Below are 20,598 nucleotides of genomic sequence, written 5' to 3' on the forward strand. Positions count from 1 at the left end.
TTTTTAATCTGTTTATGCAATTATCATCCATAATGATTCAGACAGCTTGTTTAATAATTTGAATGTGTCTAGGATGAGCAGATCAAAGCCCGCATACCTCTAGGTAAAATTAACTTTGGGGGCTTGTAAATAATTTTTCACTATTTGTCAAAATGATAATGCCATGAAAACATCACAAACAAAATCAAGTACTCAAGATCAGCCCTCAGGTATTTATACCTGCCCTATGCATTCTGAAATACGTCAACCCGAACCGGGAAACTGTCCAAAATGCGGAATGACACTGGAACGACTACCCACATCAGATAATTCCAAAACGACCGAGTATGTTTGTCCCATGCATTCAGATATTGTGCGTACCGAACCCGGTAATTGTCCCAAGTGTGGCATGACTTTAGAACCTAGAGATGTTTCCGCAGAAAGCCAGGAAAGTCATGAACTGACAAATATGAGCCGACGATTTTGGCTAAGTTTACTACTGTCATTACCTGTCTTTATTCTTGCTATGGGACATGACTGGGTTAAACCATTACTTGCTGAAACTATCTCCTCCTTTGAACTGCAACTTATCGAATTCGTCCTAGCCACGCCCGTGGTTTTATGGGCTGGCTGGCCATTTTTTCAACGCGGCTGGCAATCTCTGGTTAAGCGCAGCTTAAACATGTTCACCCTGATATCCATAGGCATAGGCGTAGCCTGGGTTTACAGCGTGGTGGCCACATTTATACCTGATTTATTTCCGCTAACAGTACGCAATCCAGACGGTACGGTTGCTGTGTATTTTGAAGCGGCTGCGGTTATTACTACATTAGTGCTGCTGGGACAGGTTTTAGAGCTACGCGCACGCAGCCAAACCAGTCAGGCCATTAAGCTGCTATTACAACTGGCGCCAAAAACAGCGCGTTTAGTTAATACCAATGGCGAGGAAGTCGATATTCCGCTGGAACAGGTGCAGCCAGGCAATATCTTACGCATCCGACCAGGTGAAAAAGTACCTGTTGACGGCGTAGTGCAGGAAGGTCATAGCACTATCGATGAATCCATGGTCACAGGTGAACCCATTCCAGTAGAAAAAAATGTCGGCGATCACTTGATAGGCGCAACGATTAACAGCACCGGCAGTCTCTTGATGTGTGCCGAAAAAGTAGGCAGCGAAACTCTGTTAGCGCGTATCGTAAAAATGGTCAGCGAAGCACAACGCAGTCGAGCACCCATCCAAAAACTAGTCGATGTTGTGGCCGCATACTTTGTACCCACAGTCATAATTATCGCTTTGCTAACCTTAATCAGCTGGTGGTTATGGGGGCCTGAGCCCCGTTTTGCTCATGCTATCATCAACGCCGTCGCCGTTTTGATTATCGCCTGCCCATGTGCGCTAGGGCTTGCTACGCCAATGTCGATTATGGTGGGTACTGGACGTGGTGCTCAGGTGGGTGTTTTGATTAAAAATGCCGAAGCACTGGAGATCATGGAAAAAATTGATACGCTGGTCGTTGATAAAACCGGTACGCTAACAGAAGGTAAACCGCAACTGATGGAAACGATTGCTAATCACTCTTTTTCTGCACAAGACATACTGCGTTTTGCAGCAAGCCTGGAAAAAGCGAGCGAACACCCTCTAGCCGCCATTGTCAAAGGAGCCAAAGATAAAGGTCTTGATCTGATTCCAGTAGAAAAATTTGCTTCAGTGACAGGGCAAGGCGTTAAAGGCACTGTTAATCAACACTCTATTGCGCTGGGTAATAGTCGATTGATGGAAATGGAACACATTGACATCACAGCACTACAGGCAAAAACCGAAACCTTGAGCCAGGAAGGCCAGACCGTGATGTTTATCGCCGTAGACGGCAAACTTGGTGGCCTTATCAGTGTCGCTGATCCTATCAAACAGTCAACAGCCGAAGCACTTAAAGCCCTACATGCGGCAGGTATTAAAGTGGTTATGCTGACCGGAGATAATCAGATCACAGCCCATGCTGTCGCCAAAAAACTGAACATAGATCGAGTTGAAGCCGAAGTATTACCGGAACAGAAAGCAGCATTGGTCAAGCAATTACAGGATGAAGGTGCCATCGTCGCCATGGCCGGAGACGGTATTAATGATGCCCCGGCACTCGCTCAGGCGCATGTTGGTATTGCCATGGGGACAGGCACCGATGTTGCGATGGAAAGCGCGGGAGTCACATTGGTTAAGGGTGACCTACGCGGTATTGTCCGTGCCCAGCAATTAAGCCGGGCGACCATGAAAAATATCCGGCAAAACCTGTTTTTCGCCTTTGTCTACAATGCTTTGGGAGTTCCTGTAGCCGCAGGCATACTGTACCCGTTCTTTGGTATCTTGCTTTCTCCGATGATTGCCGCCGCAGCAATGAGCTTCAGCTCGGTTTCAGTTATTCTAAATGCATTACGACTTCGGAAGTTATCACTTTAATATTTTTAAACCGAAGTTTCCTAAATTTCAGGAAGAATCCGGGCAGGTAGAGTAATTTTTTAACCGGTTTGTCGATGCATCTAACTCCAATGCATAATCGCAAAGCCCTTTATATTTCTAAAGTTGGCATTTCAATTATTTGGAGATTTCCGTATCTAAAAATGGCCGCATTTTTTAATAACAGTAGCTTTAGCTACAATAATTATTTTCAATATAGAAGAGCAGCTCCATTATTTACTAGCGGGCTTTAACAGCCTGCAGATAATGGAGAAATGCCATAAAACCCTCAATACGGCATTATGCAGGAGCTAAAAATTTATAAACACCCACACCAACAACTACTAACACCACAACACCCCAACCAATAATATTTATATATTGACGCAGTTTGTTTGCAAAGCGCTCTCCTCCCCAGGCCAATAAAAGAGCAATCAGAAAGAAACGTCCACCACGCCCTATAAAAGACGCTAACACAAAAGGCAAAAACATCATGGATAAAGCGCCGGCGGCAATGGTAAAAACTTTATACGGTATAGGCGAAAAACCCGCGACAAAAACAGCCCAAAAACCCCAGTCTTTAAACCATTGCTCTGCGAGTTGATACTTGGTCCAATAATGCGATCCTTCCAGCCATGGCTGAATCAGATCAAAAGCAAAAAAGCCAATCGAATAGCCTAACATCCCGCCTATCACTGAAGCGATAGTAGTAATAAGCGCTAATCGCAAGGCCTTATCGCGTTGAGCTAATACCATCGGAGCCAACATCACATCAGGAGGAACAGGAAAAAAAGAAGACTCAGCAAAACTTAAAGCTGCCAGGTATTTCGTTGCATGACGGTGTTTAGACCATAGTATAGCCTGATCGTAAAGTTTTTGGAACATCGGAAAATAAAGGGAGAATAAGATTTATAATAAATGTCTTTAAGTATCTCATGTTTTATCAAATTAAATTAACAAAAATAGCATAACTGGTTGTTGAGGTCCTGCTTCCATAATGACCCTTTGAAACTTTAATAAACTGTCTGACTTTTTTGATTAGGTCGGAAATAGCATCAGTTGAGTGAGTGACAACGTAAATTTTTTATCAACGTCATACCAGTCAGGAAACCGGTATCTTGTCATTTTGATGTGTGTCAAAAAGCTAATGCTTGCTGAGTATTGTTATACACATTTTCTGTGGATAAGCTTGTGTGTATTTTTTGAGTAACTTCTTAAACCCACTGTATATAGTGGCCTAAGCTTAGATTGTACAAATTAAATACAAGTCTTTTGGATTCCTTTGTGCATCTAATCCTCTATCAATGTAAAATACAATTTATAAGCTTACTGACCTAAGTGACTATAATATTAATTTACACTTTTAATTTTTTATTTAATCCCCTTAATACTCTATTTCGCAATAGATTTGCCATAGCAAACCTAAGCCCCAATTTTTAACCAGAATAAGTTATAAATATCAACCATGAAAACACCCAAAAGTCTTGAATCACTGGTTCTTGATGGTTTTATCGATGAAGTGATCCACCCTCTAAAAAGCGGGAAGGAAGCCGCTGTTTATGTTGTACTCTCTGAAGGTGAAGTTCGCTGTGCAAAAGTTTATAAAACAGCAAACAAACGCAGTTTCCATAATCAGGCCACGTATCAAGAAGGACGCAAAGTCAGAAATAGTCGCCAGGCTCGTGCGATGGAAAAGAAAAGTCAGTTCGGGCGTAAGCAGCAGGAAGAAGTCTGGCAAAATGCCGAAGTCGATGCTTTATATCAACTTGCAGCTGCTGGTGTGCGCGTTCCGCAGCCCTATAACTTCGTTGAAGGCGTATTACTAATGGAGTTGGTCACGGATGAACACGGAGCCGCTGCGCCTAGGCTTAACGATCTTGAATTAAGCCGCGAGCAAGCTCTGGTATATCATGACCTGCTGATTAAAGAGGTCGTTAGAATGCTCTGTGCCGGGCTGGTTCACGGCGACCTTTCTGAATTCAATATCCTTATTGACGCGCATGGGCCTGTAATTATCGATCTGCCACAGGCTGTAGATGCAGCAGCGAATAATAATGCCGCCAGAATGCTGGAACGAGATGTCAACAACCTGGCTACCTACTTTGGACGTTTTGCGCCAGAACTGCTTGCAACCAGCTACGCTAAAGAAATCTGGAAAATCTACGCGAGCGGCAATTTAACACCTGATACCAAACTATCAGGCCATTTCAAGGGTAGTAACAAACGGGCTGATGTACAAAGTATCCTGCAGGAAATCAATGATGCACGGGATGAAGCGATAAAACGTAAGTACGAACACGTCGAATCATAAAATGCTAAGCAAGGAAAAATACCAGGCTACAGCTGAGTACAAAAACCACTAAAGAACATGCACGAAATAATATGAGCAACTTGTAGGATGGGCAAAGGTCTTTTTCGTGCCCATCTTTATATAGAGTACAGCCCTCAGTCTATAGGTAGCTAAATACATTATTTAGCTCAGCCAGCCAGCTTCATTTTTATAAGTAACAGCCGTACATAACCCCAATGTTAAACTCTAAAATATATCTCAATGTTCCTTATGCAGAAAAAGAGGCAGCTAAAGCGCTCGGTGCAAAATGGGATGCCGCAAAGAAAAAATGGTATGCACCAGCAGATAAGGACATAACGCTTTTTGCCAAATGGCAAACTGAATCCCCCTCTTCAACATCATGCCCTAAAAAACCGAAATCTAGTGCCTCTGGCAGCAATATACTTCTGGGCGTCACCACACATGCGCAAGATAAAAACTTTGTTGCCTATAACGGTGATGAGCCGCCGTGGGATTAACCAGCGTATGCTCACAAAATGAACACTTTAAAATACTTAAAGGGTTATCCTGCTGCAGTAAAAGATCAAATACAGATATTGATCAGCAATGATAAATTAGCGGAGTACCTGTTAAAAAAATACCCGGTTGCACATGATATCAGTAGCAATAAAGCGCTTTATATCTATGTCGTGGATTTAAAAAATCAATTTATACGCAAATCCGATTCGCTGAGTAAAGTGGTTTACGATGATAAACTCGATGTATTGCATCAAGCACTTGGCTTGCATTCTTTTGTCGCCAGAGTTCAGGGTAGTAAATTAAAAACCAAAAATGAAATTCGCATAGGCTCAGTATTTAAAAAAGTGCCCATTGAATTTCTCAGAATGATCGTTGTCCATGAATTGGCGCATATCAAGGAGAAACAGCACAACAAGGCATTCTATAAATTATGCCAACATATGGAGCAAAACTATCACCAGCTTGAATTTGATATGCGCCTCTATCTGACCTATCTTGATATGACTGGAAAGCTATACTGAATCAATCTAGATCTTGCGCCAATAAACCGGCATTGCCGCCTATGGCAGCAGTATTTGTTGTTAGTGTTTGTTCATTAGTAAATCTCTGCAAATAATTCGGCCCACCCGCTTTTGGCCCTGTACCGGAAAGCCCGGTACCGCCAAAAGGTTGCACACCAACAACAGCTGAAATCATATTTCGATTAATATATATGTTGCCTACTTTACTATTTTTAACCAGAGTGTTTATTGTGCTGTGAATACGGCTGTGTATACCCATTGTTAAACCATAACCACTAGAATTGATATCTGTAATTAGTTGCTCCAGTTCATTGCTATGATAACGAATAACATGTAATACCGGGCCGAAATTTTCCTTCGTCAGCTGCTCTAGCGAGCTTAATTCAATCAGTGTTGGTGGAAAAAAACAACCCTTGTTTAACGACTTATCAAGTTGCATTTGAAATAAAATACTGGCATGCTCACGCAGAGTTTCAACATGCTCCCTCAACTGCCTGGCAGCATCCATACTGATGACCGGACCTATATCCGTGGTAAAGTCCTGAGGGTCAGCAACAACTAGTTGCTGCATAACACCGATTATCCGCGAAATAATATTATCCGCATTAGCATGAGGGATATATAAAACCCGCAATGCTGAACAACGTTGGCCAGCGCTATTAAATGCTGATTGCACTGCATCCATGATCAGTTGTTCACTGTGTGCTGAGCTATCGGCAATCATCACATTTTGTCCCCCGGTTTCAGCAATCAAAGGAATAATACCGGGAAGTTGTGCAAGTTGCTGATTAATAACTCGGGCAGTCGTCAGGGAGCCTGTAAATGCTACTCCTGAAATACGCTGGTCGCTTAATAAATATCGCCCTACAGTCACCCCATCGCCCGGCAAAAAGTGCAATACATCCTTAGGAATACCAGCCTGATGTAATAGTTGAATACAGCGCATAGCAATCAATGGCGTTTGCTTGGCGGGTTTGGCAATGACTGTATTGCCACTGGCTAATGCCGCTGTCACTTGTCCTATAAAAATCGCAATCGGGAAGTTCCACGGACTAATACAGACAAAAACCCCTCGACCATATTGATAAAGCAGATTTTGTTCACCGGTAGGTCCAGGCAAGGTCAAGGGTTGCGCAAATAATTCCTGTGCAGATTGTGCATAATAGCGACAAAAATCGACCGCCTCTCGCACTTCATCCAGTGCATCTTTAATTGTTTTCCCGGCTTCACGCACACAGAGAGCAACCAGTTCCAGGCGATTTTCTTCCAATAGTTCAGCAGCTTTGAGCAGATAAGTTACGCGTTTATTTACTGCTGATAAACGCCAGTGTTGAGTTGCATCTGCAGCAATACTGATTGCATCAGCAATTGCTTTTGTATCGCTGTCTGTTACATGGCCGACTATTTGCTGGCTATATGCTGGATTGATTATTTGCTGCTCTATTCCCGCATACACTCTACCATTAACCAGTGGTGCAGCGTGCCAGGTTTGTATTTTAAAGGGCTCTAGGTATTGCTGTAGTCCGGATAATACTTCAAGGTCTGATAGGTTTAAGCCAGCTGAGTTAATACGCTGTTTTCCATATAAATCTCTGGGTAACACGCAGTTTGTAGATAACTGTTTTATGTTTTTAAAGTGGGCAACAGGGTCGGCTATGAGTTTTTCAATATTAATATCTGTATTTTCGACCTGATTTATAAAAGACGTATTAGCTCCGTTTTCTAGTAAGCGCCTGACCAGATAGGGCAATAACTCTTGATACATACCGACCGGCGCATAAATACGACAAGGGATTTGACCATTGGTTTGCCTCTGCAGTTGCCTGTACAGTTGCTCACCCATACCATGCAAGCGCTGAAATTCATAGCCTGGATGTTTCTTAGCCTTAACCATTTCCATAATAGCAGCAACAGTATGTGCATTATGCGTAGCGAACTGAGGGTAAAAGACATCGACTTGAGAGAGCATAAACTGTGCGCAGGCTAGATAAGAGAGATCAGTAGCCGTTTTATGCGTAAACACGGGATAATCTTTCAGGCCGTTCACTTGAGCACGTTTAATTTCACTATCCCAGTAAGCACCTTTTACCAGGCGAACGGGGATTTTGCATTGCTCCACTTTAGCCAATTCGGCCAGGTAATGCAGGGTATCAAGCGCTCTTTTTTGATAAGCTTGAACGGCTAAGCCTAAGCCAGACCAGCCTTTTAACTCAGGATCTGATATTACCCTGCTAAATACCTCCAATGACATTTCCAGTCGTTCGGACTCTTCGGCATCTACGGTGACACTAATATTTGCTGTGCGAGCTTTTTTGGCCAGATATAAAAGTTTGCTGCTGATTTGGTGCACCGCCTGCGTATGCTGAAACACTTCATAGCGCGGGCATAATGCAGACAATTTAATGGAAATCCCCGGAGTTTTATATAGATCACTATTAGCATGTCCGGCTAAAGCTGCAATAGCCTGTGCATAAGCATTGATATAACGCTCCGTATCACTTGCAGTTAATGCCGCCTCACCCAGCATATCAAACGAGTATAAATAACGGGATTGCTGGCTGGCAATGTGTAAAGCTGCTTCTATCGTCTCAGCAATAACAAACTGGTAGGCTAACTGCTGCATCGCTTGAGTTAATGCCGTACGAATTACTGGCAATCCTAGACGAGAAGATAGTCGAGAAAAAACGGATTGATAGGCAATGTTAGAGAATTTGAATTGTTGTTCGATTTTAGCAGTGAGGTTAAGCGTATGAGTGGCAAAATTAACCAGCAAAGAATCACTGTGTTGCAGATGTTTTTGCCAATCCGCTGTGCTTAATTTTTCATGTAAAAACAGATCTTGAGTATCGCTGTCCGGTATGCGTAATAAAGCTTCGGCTATTTCCATTAATACGATACCTTCATCTGAATTGAGCTGGTACTCGTGTAAAAATGCTTCCACTAGCGTTTGCTGGTCTCTTTTTTCTCTTATGGCTGAAACCAGAGTATGCGCTTGTTGGTGAATTGCTGTTACGGAATAGTCTGGCAATTTAAGCAATAACGCTTTAATTAGCTTTTGCTCATTCGCAAGATAATGCCGGTTTATTCGTTGGCGATTGTTTTCTAAAATAGTCTGCATGTAAATAGCACTCTTGTGAGCTGTTTATGGACTTATCTTGCAGGACATAAAATCTAAAATGCTCGGCGACAGCCATCAAGTATGATGGTGGTTTACTTGTTGAGCATACAATTATCTGATTTCCCAAAAGCCTCAGCCAACTTTTAGAGCTGCATAAGCATGATAGGTGATCATACAGCAACATAAGCCAATCAAAGAATAATAGCTTCCAACCGAAACCATCGATTAACGCTAGCAGAGTTCTGCTAGATACTGTTGCAAGTGCTTTTGACTAACAGAATGATAAGTTCCAATTGACGCATTTTGTACATTACCAATCATGATCTTAGCCCATGTGAATTCATCTAATACAACGCAATCTGGACCTCCACCCGTTACGATCCTTGTGAGTAAACACCTCTCCACCTAATAACACATATCGTCTAATTGAATAATGCCACACTCAATGGCTTACTGTCATCACAATCTTTCATGACTTTCTGCTTAAGGCTTCAAGCTGTATTGTATGAAACACTGAGTTGATGCATTAAAGCTAAAGAAGAGATCGACGTTTTAGCTTGGCTAATCAAATGCATCGCCATAAACCATGTCGTTAGTTTGTTCAAAAATTGTTCCAATTTTTAGTGAAGTCTGATGATCACAATGCTTACGTGCTTTTTAATGTGCAATAACTACCTTTGTTGCACTCAAGAGAACTAAATCTCTCTGTCCAGACATTTGAACAAAGCTTTCACCCCCTGATATTCAGTTCCATAGTCTTTAAATAACACCGTAAAGCTATTACAACTACAACTTTAGTCCTCGTATTACTTCAAGTAATCTACTCCAATCCCGCGTACTTTATCTTCGTGATGGTAATATTTATATTTAGACAAAGCCTCGATACCATGACAATCAACACAGAAAGTTTTCTCTACGCCTTTATGACGTAAAAAACTATTGCTTATATCACCCTCAATATTTTCCTGTTTTTTATAATCTAGAACTGGGTAATCTTTTTCTTTCGAATCTATTAAAGGTTTCCAGCTATGCGGGTCATGACAAGTAATACAGGCTATTGCACCTAATTCGGAGATCTTTTCATGATTGGTTTCTACTAAAGGCATCACTTTTTCATCAGAACGTAAAACCATATCCTGATATGGGTGCCCGTAAAACGCGATTGGTTTTTCTTTGCCTATACTGTCTTTTTGATGACAATTCATGCACATTTCATCTATCCTAAAACCAGGGGCTGTTTTATCTCGCGCCTGAACCTTTGTATTTATAACCGATGACAGGAATGGGCTTTTTGCTTCACCCCTATGTAAAGTATGACAGGCTCCACAGGCACCTGATTGAAGCGCTGTTTCTTCCTGCTGGTTTTGCGTTTCATCCGCGCTGACACGTAAATCATGATCCGTCCCTATCAACCGCTGCTTGCCAGCATGACAATTCTCACATAGCTGACCATCACGATGATCCTGTAGTAACGCAGGTGTGTTAGGCTTGCCAGAGTGCACAGCATGACAGCTTAAACAACCAATCTTTTTTACCTCTACCCCTGCAATTTTTATCACCTCATCCAGCTCCAGATTCATTGGGTGAATGCCTTTTTTAGCCGCGTCTTTTTCATCCTTGGCATGTTGTCGTTCATGACAGTCGAGACATAATTTTTCAGCATCTTTTATTTTGTCTGTATATAAAGCAGTTCCCAGAGTTCCTTTATGTACACTGTGACAACTTGAGCATTGTACTGTTTTAACTTTTACGCCACGGATTTCAAGTGCTTCTTCCAGCTCAACATTCACTGGGTGAACTCCGGCTTTCCGTGCCGCTTTTTCATCCTTAGGTGCCTGACGTTTATGACAACTTGCGCAAAGCGCGCCATTTTCATCAGTCTGAGTCAGTAGGTTTTTGGTCTTGCCTTCATGTACTTGATGACAGGATTGACAAGCGATTGCATCGTCTTTGGCCAAAACACCGCCACCCGCTAGCAGAATTTTAGGCAACCCTTTTTGTAAATGTGGATCATCTGTGGATAGATGCTGCGCTTTCTTTTCTGGTTTTTGCATTTTGACACCCAAAGGGTGATTCAAGCCAAATTGTCCGGCGTCTTCCCTACCCGATTTTTTAGTATTTTTCTCATGACAGGCCTCACACTGCTCACTACCGTAATCCGTTCCTCGTAACCAGGCATTATGGTTTTCTTCATATAAAGACTGAGGTTGTTCATTATCATTATGTGGCGTATGACAACTCGTACAACTTAGGTCATTTTTATCGCTATGTGGGTATAATTCAGGGATTTTATCCTTACGCAAGGGTTCTTTGTAATACGTCTGTTTTTTTTCTTGCGTGTCATAAACAGTAGGATGTTGATGACCGAATGGAATGGCTTGCCGGGAATCAAAAACCGCTCCATGATGACAGCTGTAACACATATTAACCGACGCAACAGGCAAAACGTTCTCGGAATCAAGCATTTTAGTGACATCGTCATTATTTCCCCAGCTAAAATGACAGACAACACAGTTCTTTCGTGATATTTCTTTTTGTTGTTCAGGTAGCGAGACTAAAACCTGATAGCCAAGTTGTATTTTTTGTATTAGATTAGCCTGAGAGTCTACTACATAGAGATACCCAGAGGGATCGTAAAATAATCGAGACGGTGTGGTCAATTTAATAACTTGCCCGGTCATATCTTGTAATAACCCTAAAAAACGTCCTTGATAATAAAGACTGATCGTCCCTAAATAACTATCACTTATATATTGATAATCCAGTGCATCAAAAACATTACCATTAGGCCGGTACATTTTATCCAGAGAAAAACGACCTGTTTGTGAATAATAGCGCCCCCCTCGATCGAACACTTGCACCCTGGCATTCAACACATCGACAACATTCAAATAACCATCCCGGTCTTGTGCAATTTGAAACGGGAACTGAAACTGTCCTTCCATTTCACCGCGTTCACCTACACAGTGTTTTTCTTTTCCACCCGATAATTCTAAATAACAGATACGATGCCAACGACGGTCTGCATAAATCAGTTCATTCTCTCGAACCAGTAGAGAGACGGGCTCGGGTAATGCGGATAAAGATTTAGGTTCCTTTGTCTCTTGCACTTTTGAACCATCTTCTGCTTCTAGTGACACTGGTGCCGTTAAATTAAAATCGCCTAACCATTTTCCCTGTAAGGAAAAACAGCTGATTTTATGTTGTAACGTATCTGCAACGTATAACACGTTGTTATCAATAGCCAGCGCCATTGCCCGGTCAAAGCGATGTTTGGTCTTTGCTGTATTGATCTCCCGTATTAATTGACCTTCAGTTGATAAAACAACAATTCGCGAATTTAACCCATCTAGTACATAAAGCAAACCTTGTGCGTCACTGACAATATCACTGGGCTGGTTGAAATTCGATTGTATCTCTATACGCTCTTTAGCCATGGGAATTTGCTGAGCGGCTGAGACAACTTGTGTTGGCAGCAATATAAGGAAAATTGCCGCCAACAGCCTGCAAAAAAAAACAAACAGTGGTAAAAACAAGTGCAAGACCTTCTTTACCAGAGTTTGAAATACAATCTTACTTTTTAAGTTACTCAGCATTATTTTAATAAACTCATGATCCGGATACGCTGTTCTTCATCCTTATAACGACTGAAAAACTGAGTCACAATATTATTCTGAATTTTTTGTAACTGATATCTTGTCGCTCCTAACTCAGCAAGATCAAGTAACGGATTCTTCTCGTTATGACAAGCCTCACACTTTGGCCCTTTTTCAGTTAAAGGGGCGTGTATCAAAGCCCTGCGCTCTGCCTTTAGTTCCAAAGCGCTCCCTTCTTGTTGCCAAAGTTTTCTGGTTTCTTCTGCAAACGCGTTATCGTTACGCAAACCGATGGCTTGCTGCTGATAAAACGGAGTTATTTTATAAAAAGAGTTAATTACATAAGTATCTTTGGTGATCACTTTTTTTTCAGGTAAGCTCGTGTCTTTATTCTCAGCTTCCACAGCCTGACGAAATAATTTTGGCTTGGGAGTAACAATACTTGCATCACGGGTATCTTGCCATTGATAACTTAACTGTACGTTCTCAGGCCGAAAATGGCAGGTTTCACAAGCGATATACTGAGTATGCATATTCATAAATGTACGACTGCGTATACTTTTTGTATGTGGAGGAGAAAGATGACAAGTTGTACAAAAGCTATTTCCCAGAGAAGCATCTTCTTTACCGCGCTTATGAAACGGAGGCACTTCCAGCTCTCCTCTTAAAACAATCTGTTTATGTTCTGTCACTTGCTTGAGTGATTTCTGTCTCTGCTCTTCAGTCAGTTGGGTATTATTTAGCGTTTGCAGGTATAAGCCTTCTGCCCATAAAACATTTGAGATACTGCATAGCAGCATAACCAATACTATTCTACCAACCATGCTAGACTCCATTATCTTCTTGATTAATATTGGTTTTTAGCTGTTTAGCATTACTTTCACCTGAAGCTTCTGACTTTTCTTTTTGCTTTGTATCACCTGATACTTGAGTAGCCCCAGTTTCAGCGATAACTGCTTTCTCAGTCACCTCGGCTCTCGGTTTAGGCGCTTTTTTTACTGCAGCACCTTTCGCTGCAGTCTTACGCTTCGCTTTCGATTTACGCCCTATCATAACGCGCTCAAAACGATCACCACCGACAATGGGAATGATTTTCTTGACATGACGAAAACCTATCCACCAGATCGCACTACTTATTGCAAAAACCAAACCGGCCAATAACAAGGGCCAACTACTCCAGAACCACTTTGATTCAAACAAGGCCTCTGCCTGAAACGGCTTATGCATTCGTGTTAAACTGAGCAATGACATGTCATGCATATCGGTCAGGGTAAAGCCTTCATTACCCGGTTTTTTAGCATAACCATGACAATCCGATTGGCCACAGGTTTTCGGTAAATTATCCGGATGTGACGCAGACTGAGGGTCAGTAAAAGCACGTATTTCATGCTTCCAGCCTTCAGGTGAATGGCAATCGATACACGAAGCACCATACGCGGAACCATCGACTATTAAACGTCCATGCAGAGTCTTGGCATAGCTGTCTGCACTATGCACGAAGCGGTCACTCGGAGAGTGTTTTTCCAAAGTCTCTGGATCTTCTTGTTCAACATCGCGCATTTTATCCAGATCACCATGGCAGGCAATACACATGTCATTATTTTCCTGGTTATTCCAGCGCCGCCCCACCAGTCTCCTTAAAATATGCCCACCAAATTGTCCCATCCAGGCCTGGCCTTGATGACAGTTACCACACTCGGTTTCGGCATGATCAAAATCAGCTTTGAATTGCTCTAACTGTGTTTCAGCAATATAGAGGGTATTACTATGACAGCGACGACAAGAAGGGTCTTGTTCAGTTTCAATCTCTTCCAGTCGATTGCCGCCAGTTAAGCCTTTATACCAGCCCCCTTCATGAACTGATTTAACCATTTCTTCATGAATGACATCATGCGAGTATTTAACCCCTTTCGAAGGCTCTTCAATATGGCAAGACTCACTACAATCCGCTTCCGTATTTTCTACTTCATGCGGATAATCGACTACCTCCCGATGGCAATCTTTGCATGGCACACTACCATGCAAGGAGCTCGCATAGTGACTACTATCAATCGTAGCGCTGCGCATAACCCCAAATTCATCTATATAATCTAGCCCTTTATAAGCATGACAAGACAAACACCCATCAGGGTCACTATATCGTGAATTAGCATAAACCTGCTCGTGACCCTGTACGAAAAACAATGTGAACAAAAAAATACGAAACACGCCTACGACAACCCTAATCTACTAATGTATTATAAAAAGGAACCAACAATCACAATTGATATGACGGTTAGTAAAATCATCGCATTGACCACACTGACCCAACTGACCGCGGGCCCAGCTTTTGTATCCCCTCCTTTATTAACATCAAAATGTATGGCCTGCCAATTAGGTAATGGGAAAATTTCAGTATTCTTTTTAATCCGTTTGGGTTCATTCACTTTATGACTAGGAGGTGTTGTCCATGCCAGAGCGTTCCAGTCACAGACATCAACACATTCATGACAAGACATGCATGAGACTTGATCTACAGTGGCAATTTTATCGACCATCTTAATAGCTCCACACATACAATTACGAGCACAAATATTACAGCCGGTACAACGCTCTTTCGCCACTCGAATACGACGTGCAAACGGAAAATTGGCACCAATGCGATTCACAAGTCCATCTGCTGCTCCAATAGGACACATAAACTGACAGTACGCTCTGCCTTTACTGGCAAAGACACCCAGTAGTAGCAATAAACCCAGATTCACCATACCAACACTCGAAACCAGAAAAACCATGCCTCGATACTCACCACTCATGGCTTCTATTAATCGAGGGATGGTGATGAAATTACATAAACTACAGGCACTGATACCTAAAGCCGGCATAGCTACAAGAAAAAAACCAAAATAACCGTAACGAATTTGTACCTGAGGTAAGGAACGAAATTCTATTTTCCAGCGATCATTCAGCATCCGTGAGCTTAATTCAGCCAAACCACCCACTGGGCATAGATAACCACACCACATCCGTCCAAAAAATAAAGTCGTCAGCATAATCAGGCTAAATGCCATCACCCCGATAGCAGCTGCATTCACATGCACGAAAAAATCCTCCCAGCTCATGCCTGGAAAATATAAATAAAAGCGGCGCATGCATAAAGACCCGCACAAATCATCGCTACCGACTAACTGTGGCAAAAAAGCCAGGGGGCCGAGCATACTCGCACTCGCTAGAATTATCAGAAAATATCGGTACTTCTGAACTTTAGGGATTGCTTTTATATCGTTTATGACTTGCATCACTCTTCCTTTTTTGTTGTTTTAATCTTTAAAATCATGACAAACCAGACACAATTGACCATCCTTAGCAGGCAAGCGTAATAAAGCCTCCTGAGTAATGCGCTGATAAGAGAATTGAACATTCATATTATGTAACTGGTTAAACGCTTGTAACCGGGCATCCTTATCCGCTGAAAACACTTCATTCCAGGGGTGCTCTTCATACTCGATACCTTTTTCTAGATCCTCAATAACGACTTGATTACCCGCTGGTTTTTCAGGATCAATCACCCCATATTGATGTGGTGTATGACAGCTGATACAAATAACTTCTTCTTTTTCGCTAAGCGGTACCAGAATATTCAATTCTTTACTGTGCTTATGAATACGCTCCAGCATCTCCTTTTGCGCGGGCTTAACCTGATGTTCGACAGAATTAAAATGAGGGTCTTTTAAATGACAGCCATAGCAAATTTTCTGCATCGACACACGTAACTTTAGTTCTGAAGACTCTAGTTTTTTATCTCGATCCGGCACTTCTTCATGGCAAAAAGTACAATTTTTCTTTTTAATTTCACCTTGCGAATCCAGCATGACATGAATATTGTCTCGTTGCGTTTTTTCCTCATCATGACAGCGATAACAAAAGCCGGTAATACGTCTATAACTGCCACCGATCAAAAAATCTACTGAATTTTTGTCTACTTTCTCAACAGATGTTTTATCAATATCCTTTAGTCCATGACAGGTAGCGCAAATTAATTCACCCTGCTCCCCTAATTTAAACTTTTCAGGCACCTCAATCGCCTTTGATGGTTTAACACCGACAATATGATGAAAAGGGGGTAATTCAGGTTTCTCTTCTGCAAACACAACCGTTGCGAAACCAAAAAGAATAAAAACACGAATAATTTTATCATGCACCCTTAAAGCCCTGTTTGTACAGCCATGCCATGCACATGGCAATCGAGACAAGATCCACCGACCTGATGCACACCACTCAATCCATTACCTGTATCTTCATCTGACTCTTCTACCTGAAACTCTGACTCATGACAAACAACACAATGTTGCGCATAGTTGCCATTTTCTACATCAATAAAAACCGGTTGCGAGCGTACTTGTGGGGGTAATAAAAAAGCGCCCGTATCACTACGATCAATGATCAATTTTTCATTATGAGTACCGTGCATTGCATGACAGTCAGTACATTCCACTAAGCTGCCATATTGATATCCGCTGTCTCGTAAACCTGCATAAGTACGCTCTCCACTCCCTTTAGGATAACCATGCTTATCAATATATCGATAATTTTTTTCCATCATAACCAGCGGATCACGCAAGAATCGTGGCGTCATTTCATAACCCGGCTGCTGTTTATCCTGATTATGACAACGTAAACAAAACTCGGTTTGATTACTGTATGGTAAATCCAGACCCCGTTGATTGATGAAGTGTGTTAAATCCACACTGGCTTCAAATTTACCATCCATATCAGAGCTATCATGACAGGCGATACATTCCGAATCAGCTAGAATACTGTCTTTATCCACGTTAAAATTATGGTTTTTAATCTCATTCATTATCGGGTTTTTAGGCAATAATGCAGAATTATGGCAAAGCACACACTTTCTTGGCGCTGACGTTCCATTCTGACCATGGCACCCCGTACAACTTGCATAACCGGTCTGTAAAACAATGTCACGTATCTCTGGAACAGTGCGGTGAATATTGCGCCTTACATGACAGGCTGCACAATCACTTTGCCCCCAGGCACTACCATCACTGCCATGAGTTTTAGTTAATAAGATTTGATTATTTGCCAGTGAAACATCACGCGCATAAAGCGTTTGACTGGCCATTAACAAACTCGCCAAGAAAAAAATTTCGATAAATAATGAACGATATTTACGCATAATTATTGATTATGACAATCCTGGCAATAAAATGAGTTATGGCATTGTGCGCAATTAGCAGGCATCATGCGCGCTTCTAAACCATGTCGATTTATATAGTTTAAAGGATGATAAGAGCGATTAAGTGTATCCCGCCGGAAATGGCAATTCGTACAAAACTTCTGGTCTAAATGACACGTTTCACATATCGCGGTATCTTGCTTACTATCCTCCTGATGATTCTGGATGTAGCCAGAGTTATGATCGGCTGGCCAGATTTTTTTGGGATCATCATGGCAAAGGTTACAACGCCACGGTCCTCGTAATTCAGTCACATGACAATCATGGCAAATGGCCTCAAGCGGCTCATTGGCAACCGTATTAAGCGGCTTACGTTTGGTTTCATCATGTTCATCATTTTTCTGAAAAGCGTGGCAAAGTAAACAACTATCCCCTTCCTCTTTCATGACTTCATAATGCACTTTATGCGGATAATAAATATCACTGCGTTGATCTCGTTTTTCCCACCAGGTTGCTTCTTTCTTATTATCTTTCGGATCCTGGCTCTGCTTTTCCTGACCTGGCACGGTAGGAATGAAGGGCTGTTCTGCTGCAACGCAAACCATACTCAGAGACAATAACAAACTATAAATAATCCAACGCATTACAACTTGGCCTTTGGCTGAAAATTATCGAAATACCAGGTCGCTTGCAAGCCTGCCTGATATTCATTATCTAAGCGGGAATTAACAATATAACTACCCGATATATCGATAAAAACATCACTGAATAATTTATACCGATAGCCCAACTGCGTTCCTGCTGCTTTATTCTGACCATAAAGGGGGCTCTCATCCAGTGAATACGCTAGATCCAAAACCAATAAAGATTTTCTTGATAAAGAGTATTCAGAACTAAAGTACAGGTTATAACTACTACTGGTCCCAAATTCGAGCATATCAAAATCGCCACTGAGCACAAAGTTTCTAAAATAATGACTCCGCACACCCGCATCAAATCCGTAGCCAATATCTTCCCCTTCATTTCTGGCTGCCCGCTTACCACCGATATGATAGGAAAATGTCTCGGTCAGTTCCTGATCATAACTGACTCTTACTAGATCCTGACGCCCTTGATGATAATCGCTGTAAAACTTTTCTTTAAACGTAGGATAAGGGATTTTTGGCTCATATAATGAATAGCTGACGCGGATGCGACTTGCTTCAGTAATATCCAGTAATAAGCTACTGTATACTTCTTCAAAAACACCCGTATTTGTTTCTAATGTTGCCATGAAAGAAAGTTCATACGCATGCAGGTAACTTTGTTCAAACTCCCCTTCGATGGTATTAGCCATAGTTAAGCGGGTTGAAGTATGCTCATCATGGAATTGCTGAAAGCCAAAGCGAAACAACCAGGTTTTAATCGGCAAGATCCTATTATCCCAATCGAGTTGCTGATTACTCATTAGCTCAAGTCCATAGAGCCAGTCACCTTGAACAGTACGTACATCCTCCTGACGTGTTGGTCTACCACCATAAACATTAAATGTTAAACCCTGGTTAGGTAGCTGATAGCGCACCGCGACGCCATCCAGGCTATAAAACCCTAAACTATCCGAACGTTGAAAACGTCCAGCTTGTATGGTGGTATCCCATTGTTCTATCAGTTTTTCAATAACAAGTTGATAAATATCACCCTCAAACCCAAATAAACTACTCTGCCTGGCAACAAAATCTAAGGATGTCCGCCAACTTTCATTATCAAATGCGACAAAACTACCCCACACTTCACCAAAAACCTGAGAATCATCCGTGTAACGAGTATAACGATTATCGCCTTGAACTTTTGCCTTTACAGTACCATTCCAGTTCCAGGCACTATTCGCACTGGGCATAGGTAATAACAATACAGTTGATAAAAAAAAAGGAACGGCCTTCATGCAAATAAATTCTTCAGCCTTAGTGATTATAAAAGTCGTCGCCTTGACGTTTTTTTATCATGGCCCAACCGACCAGTGATCCTAAAGCCACCACACACCCACCACAAACAGCACAACGCCCTTGTTGTGGAAGAGTACAGCTCGATGCAGTTAACAAATGCCCCGCCGCGATACCTGCACCAAACAACCAGGGAATACTTTGATTAAGACGTGTTATGGATGCATCACTTTTCACACTCTCACTTAAATCACCTACTTTTTTCATTAATTTACCTTCCCTCTTAAACAACAAAAGGAGCGCCTAAACTACAGGCGCTCCCCAGAAAATAGACTCTCACAAGCGAGAATTCGCGAGAATGATAAGTCTGATGCTTAACAAAATAACCATTCTAGTAACTAGCTTCGCTAAATATATCCTTATCAAACCATAAGTTAGACATTTTATTTTTGGCTAAGGCTTCCTTGTAAAACTATTTTTACTTGCCCCTGGTTGCATCCCTGCACTATATTTTGTTCCCCTATTCCCTAGTGAAACTCCTTATTTCCTTTATTATCCTAAAAAGCCAAAGCTTATCCCTTTACTTTGATTCGGCAATCCTTTGCCTCCTTGCCTATACTGCTTTCCTAAACAGTTCCTTAATCCCTGCATTGAGCATCCCGCCCTGCACTATCCTAAATCAAAATCCATATCAAACACAGATCCATTTGCGCCACTCCTAGTCAGTTTAACGTCCAGTCAAACAGGAAAATACCCTCTCGAATAAATTCCTTCTATTGAAATTGATACAGTCCCTACATCAATACCAACACAACATATAAAGCACCATCCATGCCAAAAATACATACCTGTAAATAATTTATGTATTTTGAGAAAATATTACTATTAATTCAATACCTTAAAATAATAAAATCTATTGAAATAAAAAATAGCTAGTCGCAAACCGCCCTAATTAATACATAATTAACAGGCTAAATGCCGCAACTACCCGACAAACCTAAGGCATTTGCCTTACTTTATTTTTAGTTCAGTTT

Annotated in this window: 16 protein-coding genes and 1 pseudogene; 4 read left to right on the forward strand and 13 right to left on the reverse strand. The window is 41.7% G+C overall.

Annotated features, from left to right (window positions below; all coding sequences use genetic code 11):
• Window positions 1-163: 163 nt before the first annotated feature.
• Window positions 164-2,431 carry a copper-transporting P-type ATPase gene (locus tag AU255_RS10565; protein WP_080522830.1) on the forward strand — a complete coding sequence of 756 codons (2,268 nt, stop codon included), beginning with the start codon at window positions 164-166 and terminating at the stop codon, window positions 2,429-2,431.
• 297 nt (window positions 2,432-2,728) lie between these two features.
• Here the strand turns inward: AU255_RS10565 and AU255_RS10570 are convergent, their stop codons facing one another.
• Entirely contained in the window at window positions 2,729-3,313 is a 585-nt protein-coding gene (locus AU255_RS10570; RefSeq protein ID WP_080522831.1) for a YqaA family protein, read from the reverse strand.
• Window positions 3,314-3,893: 580 nt separating this feature from the next.
• On the opposite strand from AU255_RS10570, the gene AU255_RS10575 reads away from it, so the two are divergent.
• The 3 genes from AU255_RS10575 to AU255_RS10585 all read left to right on the forward strand — a co-directional run bounded on the left by AU255_RS10575 (window position 3,894) and on the right by AU255_RS10585 (window position 5,758).
• Window positions 3,894-4,739, forward strand: a complete 846-nt coding sequence (locus AU255_RS10575; RefSeq protein WP_080522832.1) for a PA4780 family RIO1-like protein kinase — start codon at window positions 3,894-3,896, stop codon at window positions 4,737-4,739.
• A gap of 215 nt (window positions 4,740-4,954) precedes the next feature.
• Window positions 4,955-5,236, forward strand: coding sequence for a DUF5710 domain-containing protein (locus AU255_RS10580; protein ID WP_080522833.1), 282 nt, complete (start codon window positions 4,955-4,957; stop codon window positions 5,234-5,236).
• 18 nt (window positions 5,237-5,254) lie between these two features.
• The gene (locus tag AU255_RS10585) at window positions 5,255-5,758 is read left to right on the forward strand and encodes a YgjP-like metallopeptidase domain-containing protein (RefSeq protein ID WP_080522834.1); all 504 of its coding nucleotides are present in this window, start codon (window positions 5,255-5,257) and stop codon (window positions 5,756-5,758) included.
• 1 nt (window position 5,759) lies between these two features.
• On the opposite strand, the gene putA is transcribed toward AU255_RS10585, so the two are convergent.
• From putA to AU255_RS10640, 12 genes and pseudogenes are all read right to left on the reverse strand, one after another.
• On the reverse strand, window positions 5,760-8,876 hold the full coding sequence (gene putA / locus AU255_RS10590; protein ID WP_080522835.1) for a bifunctional proline dehydrogenase/L-glutamate gamma-semialdehyde dehydrogenase PutA: 3,117 nt from the start codon (window positions 8,874-8,876) through the stop codon (window positions 5,760-5,762).
• A 231-nt stretch (window positions 8,877-9,107) separates the two neighbouring features.
• A complete protein-coding gene (locus tag AU255_RS21410; RefSeq protein WP_408606482.1) occupies window positions 9,108-9,197 on the reverse strand; it encodes a transposase in 90 nt (29 codons plus the stop codon).
• A gap of 173 nt (window positions 9,198-9,370) precedes the next feature.
• Window positions 9,371-9,472 (reverse strand): annotated as a pseudogene (locus tag AU255_RS21415) (IS1595 family transposase); the annotation flags it as partial.
• Between the two features lie 210 nt (window positions 9,473-9,682).
• Entirely contained in the window at window positions 9,683-12,313 is a 2,631-nt protein-coding gene (locus tag AU255_RS10600; RefSeq protein ID WP_158083102.1) for a cytochrome c3 family protein, read from the reverse strand.
• Between the two features lie 158 nt (window positions 12,314-12,471).
• Entirely contained in the window at window positions 12,472-13,296 is an 825-nt protein-coding gene (locus AU255_RS10605) for a hypothetical protein (protein WP_080522837.1), read from the reverse strand.
• Window position 13,297: 1 nt separating this feature from the next.
• Complete coding sequence (locus AU255_RS10610) at window positions 13,298-14,665, reverse strand: multiheme c-type cytochrome (RefSeq protein WP_158083103.1); 1,368 nt, start codon at window positions 14,663-14,665, stop codon at window positions 13,298-13,300.
• Window positions 14,666-14,709: 44 nt separating this feature from the next.
• Entirely contained in the window at window positions 14,710-15,750 is a 1,041-nt protein-coding gene (locus tag AU255_RS10615) for a 4Fe-4S binding protein (RefSeq protein WP_080522839.1), read from the reverse strand.
• Window positions 15,751-15,771: 21 nt separating this feature from the next.
• Window positions 15,772-16,653 (reverse strand): hypothetical protein, encoded by an 882-nt coding sequence (locus AU255_RS10620; protein WP_080522840.1) that lies wholly within the window; start codon window positions 16,651-16,653, stop codon window positions 15,772-15,774.
• Window positions 16,654-16,655: 2 nt separating this feature from the next.
• On the reverse strand, window positions 16,656-17,645 hold the full coding sequence (locus tag AU255_RS10625; protein WP_080522841.1) for a hypothetical protein: 990 nt from the start codon (window positions 17,643-17,645) through the stop codon (window positions 16,656-16,658).
• A gap of 2 nt (window positions 17,646-17,647) precedes the next feature.
• The gene (locus AU255_RS10630; protein WP_233144616.1) at window positions 17,648-18,289 is read right to left on the reverse strand and encodes a hypothetical protein; all 642 of its coding nucleotides are present in this window, start codon (window positions 18,287-18,289) and stop codon (window positions 17,648-17,650) included.
• A complete protein-coding gene (locus AU255_RS10635; RefSeq protein WP_080522842.1) occupies window positions 18,289-19,566 on the reverse strand; it encodes a hypothetical protein in 1,278 nt (425 codons plus the stop codon). Before AU255_RS10635 ends, AU255_RS10630 begins: the two co-directional genes overlap by 1 nt.
• 19 nt (window positions 19,567-19,585) lie before the next feature.
• Window positions 19,586-19,831, reverse strand: a complete 246-nt coding sequence (locus AU255_RS10640) for a hypothetical protein (protein ID WP_080522843.1) — start codon at window positions 19,829-19,831, stop codon at window positions 19,586-19,588.
• Window positions 19,832-20,598: the final 767 nt, after the last annotated feature.

It is taken from the genome of Methyloprofundus sedimenti, assembly GCF_002072955.1.
In the GTDB taxonomy this organism is placed as follows: Bacteria; Pseudomonadota; Gammaproteobacteria; order Methylococcales; family Methylomonadaceae; genus Methyloprofundus; species Methyloprofundus sedimenti.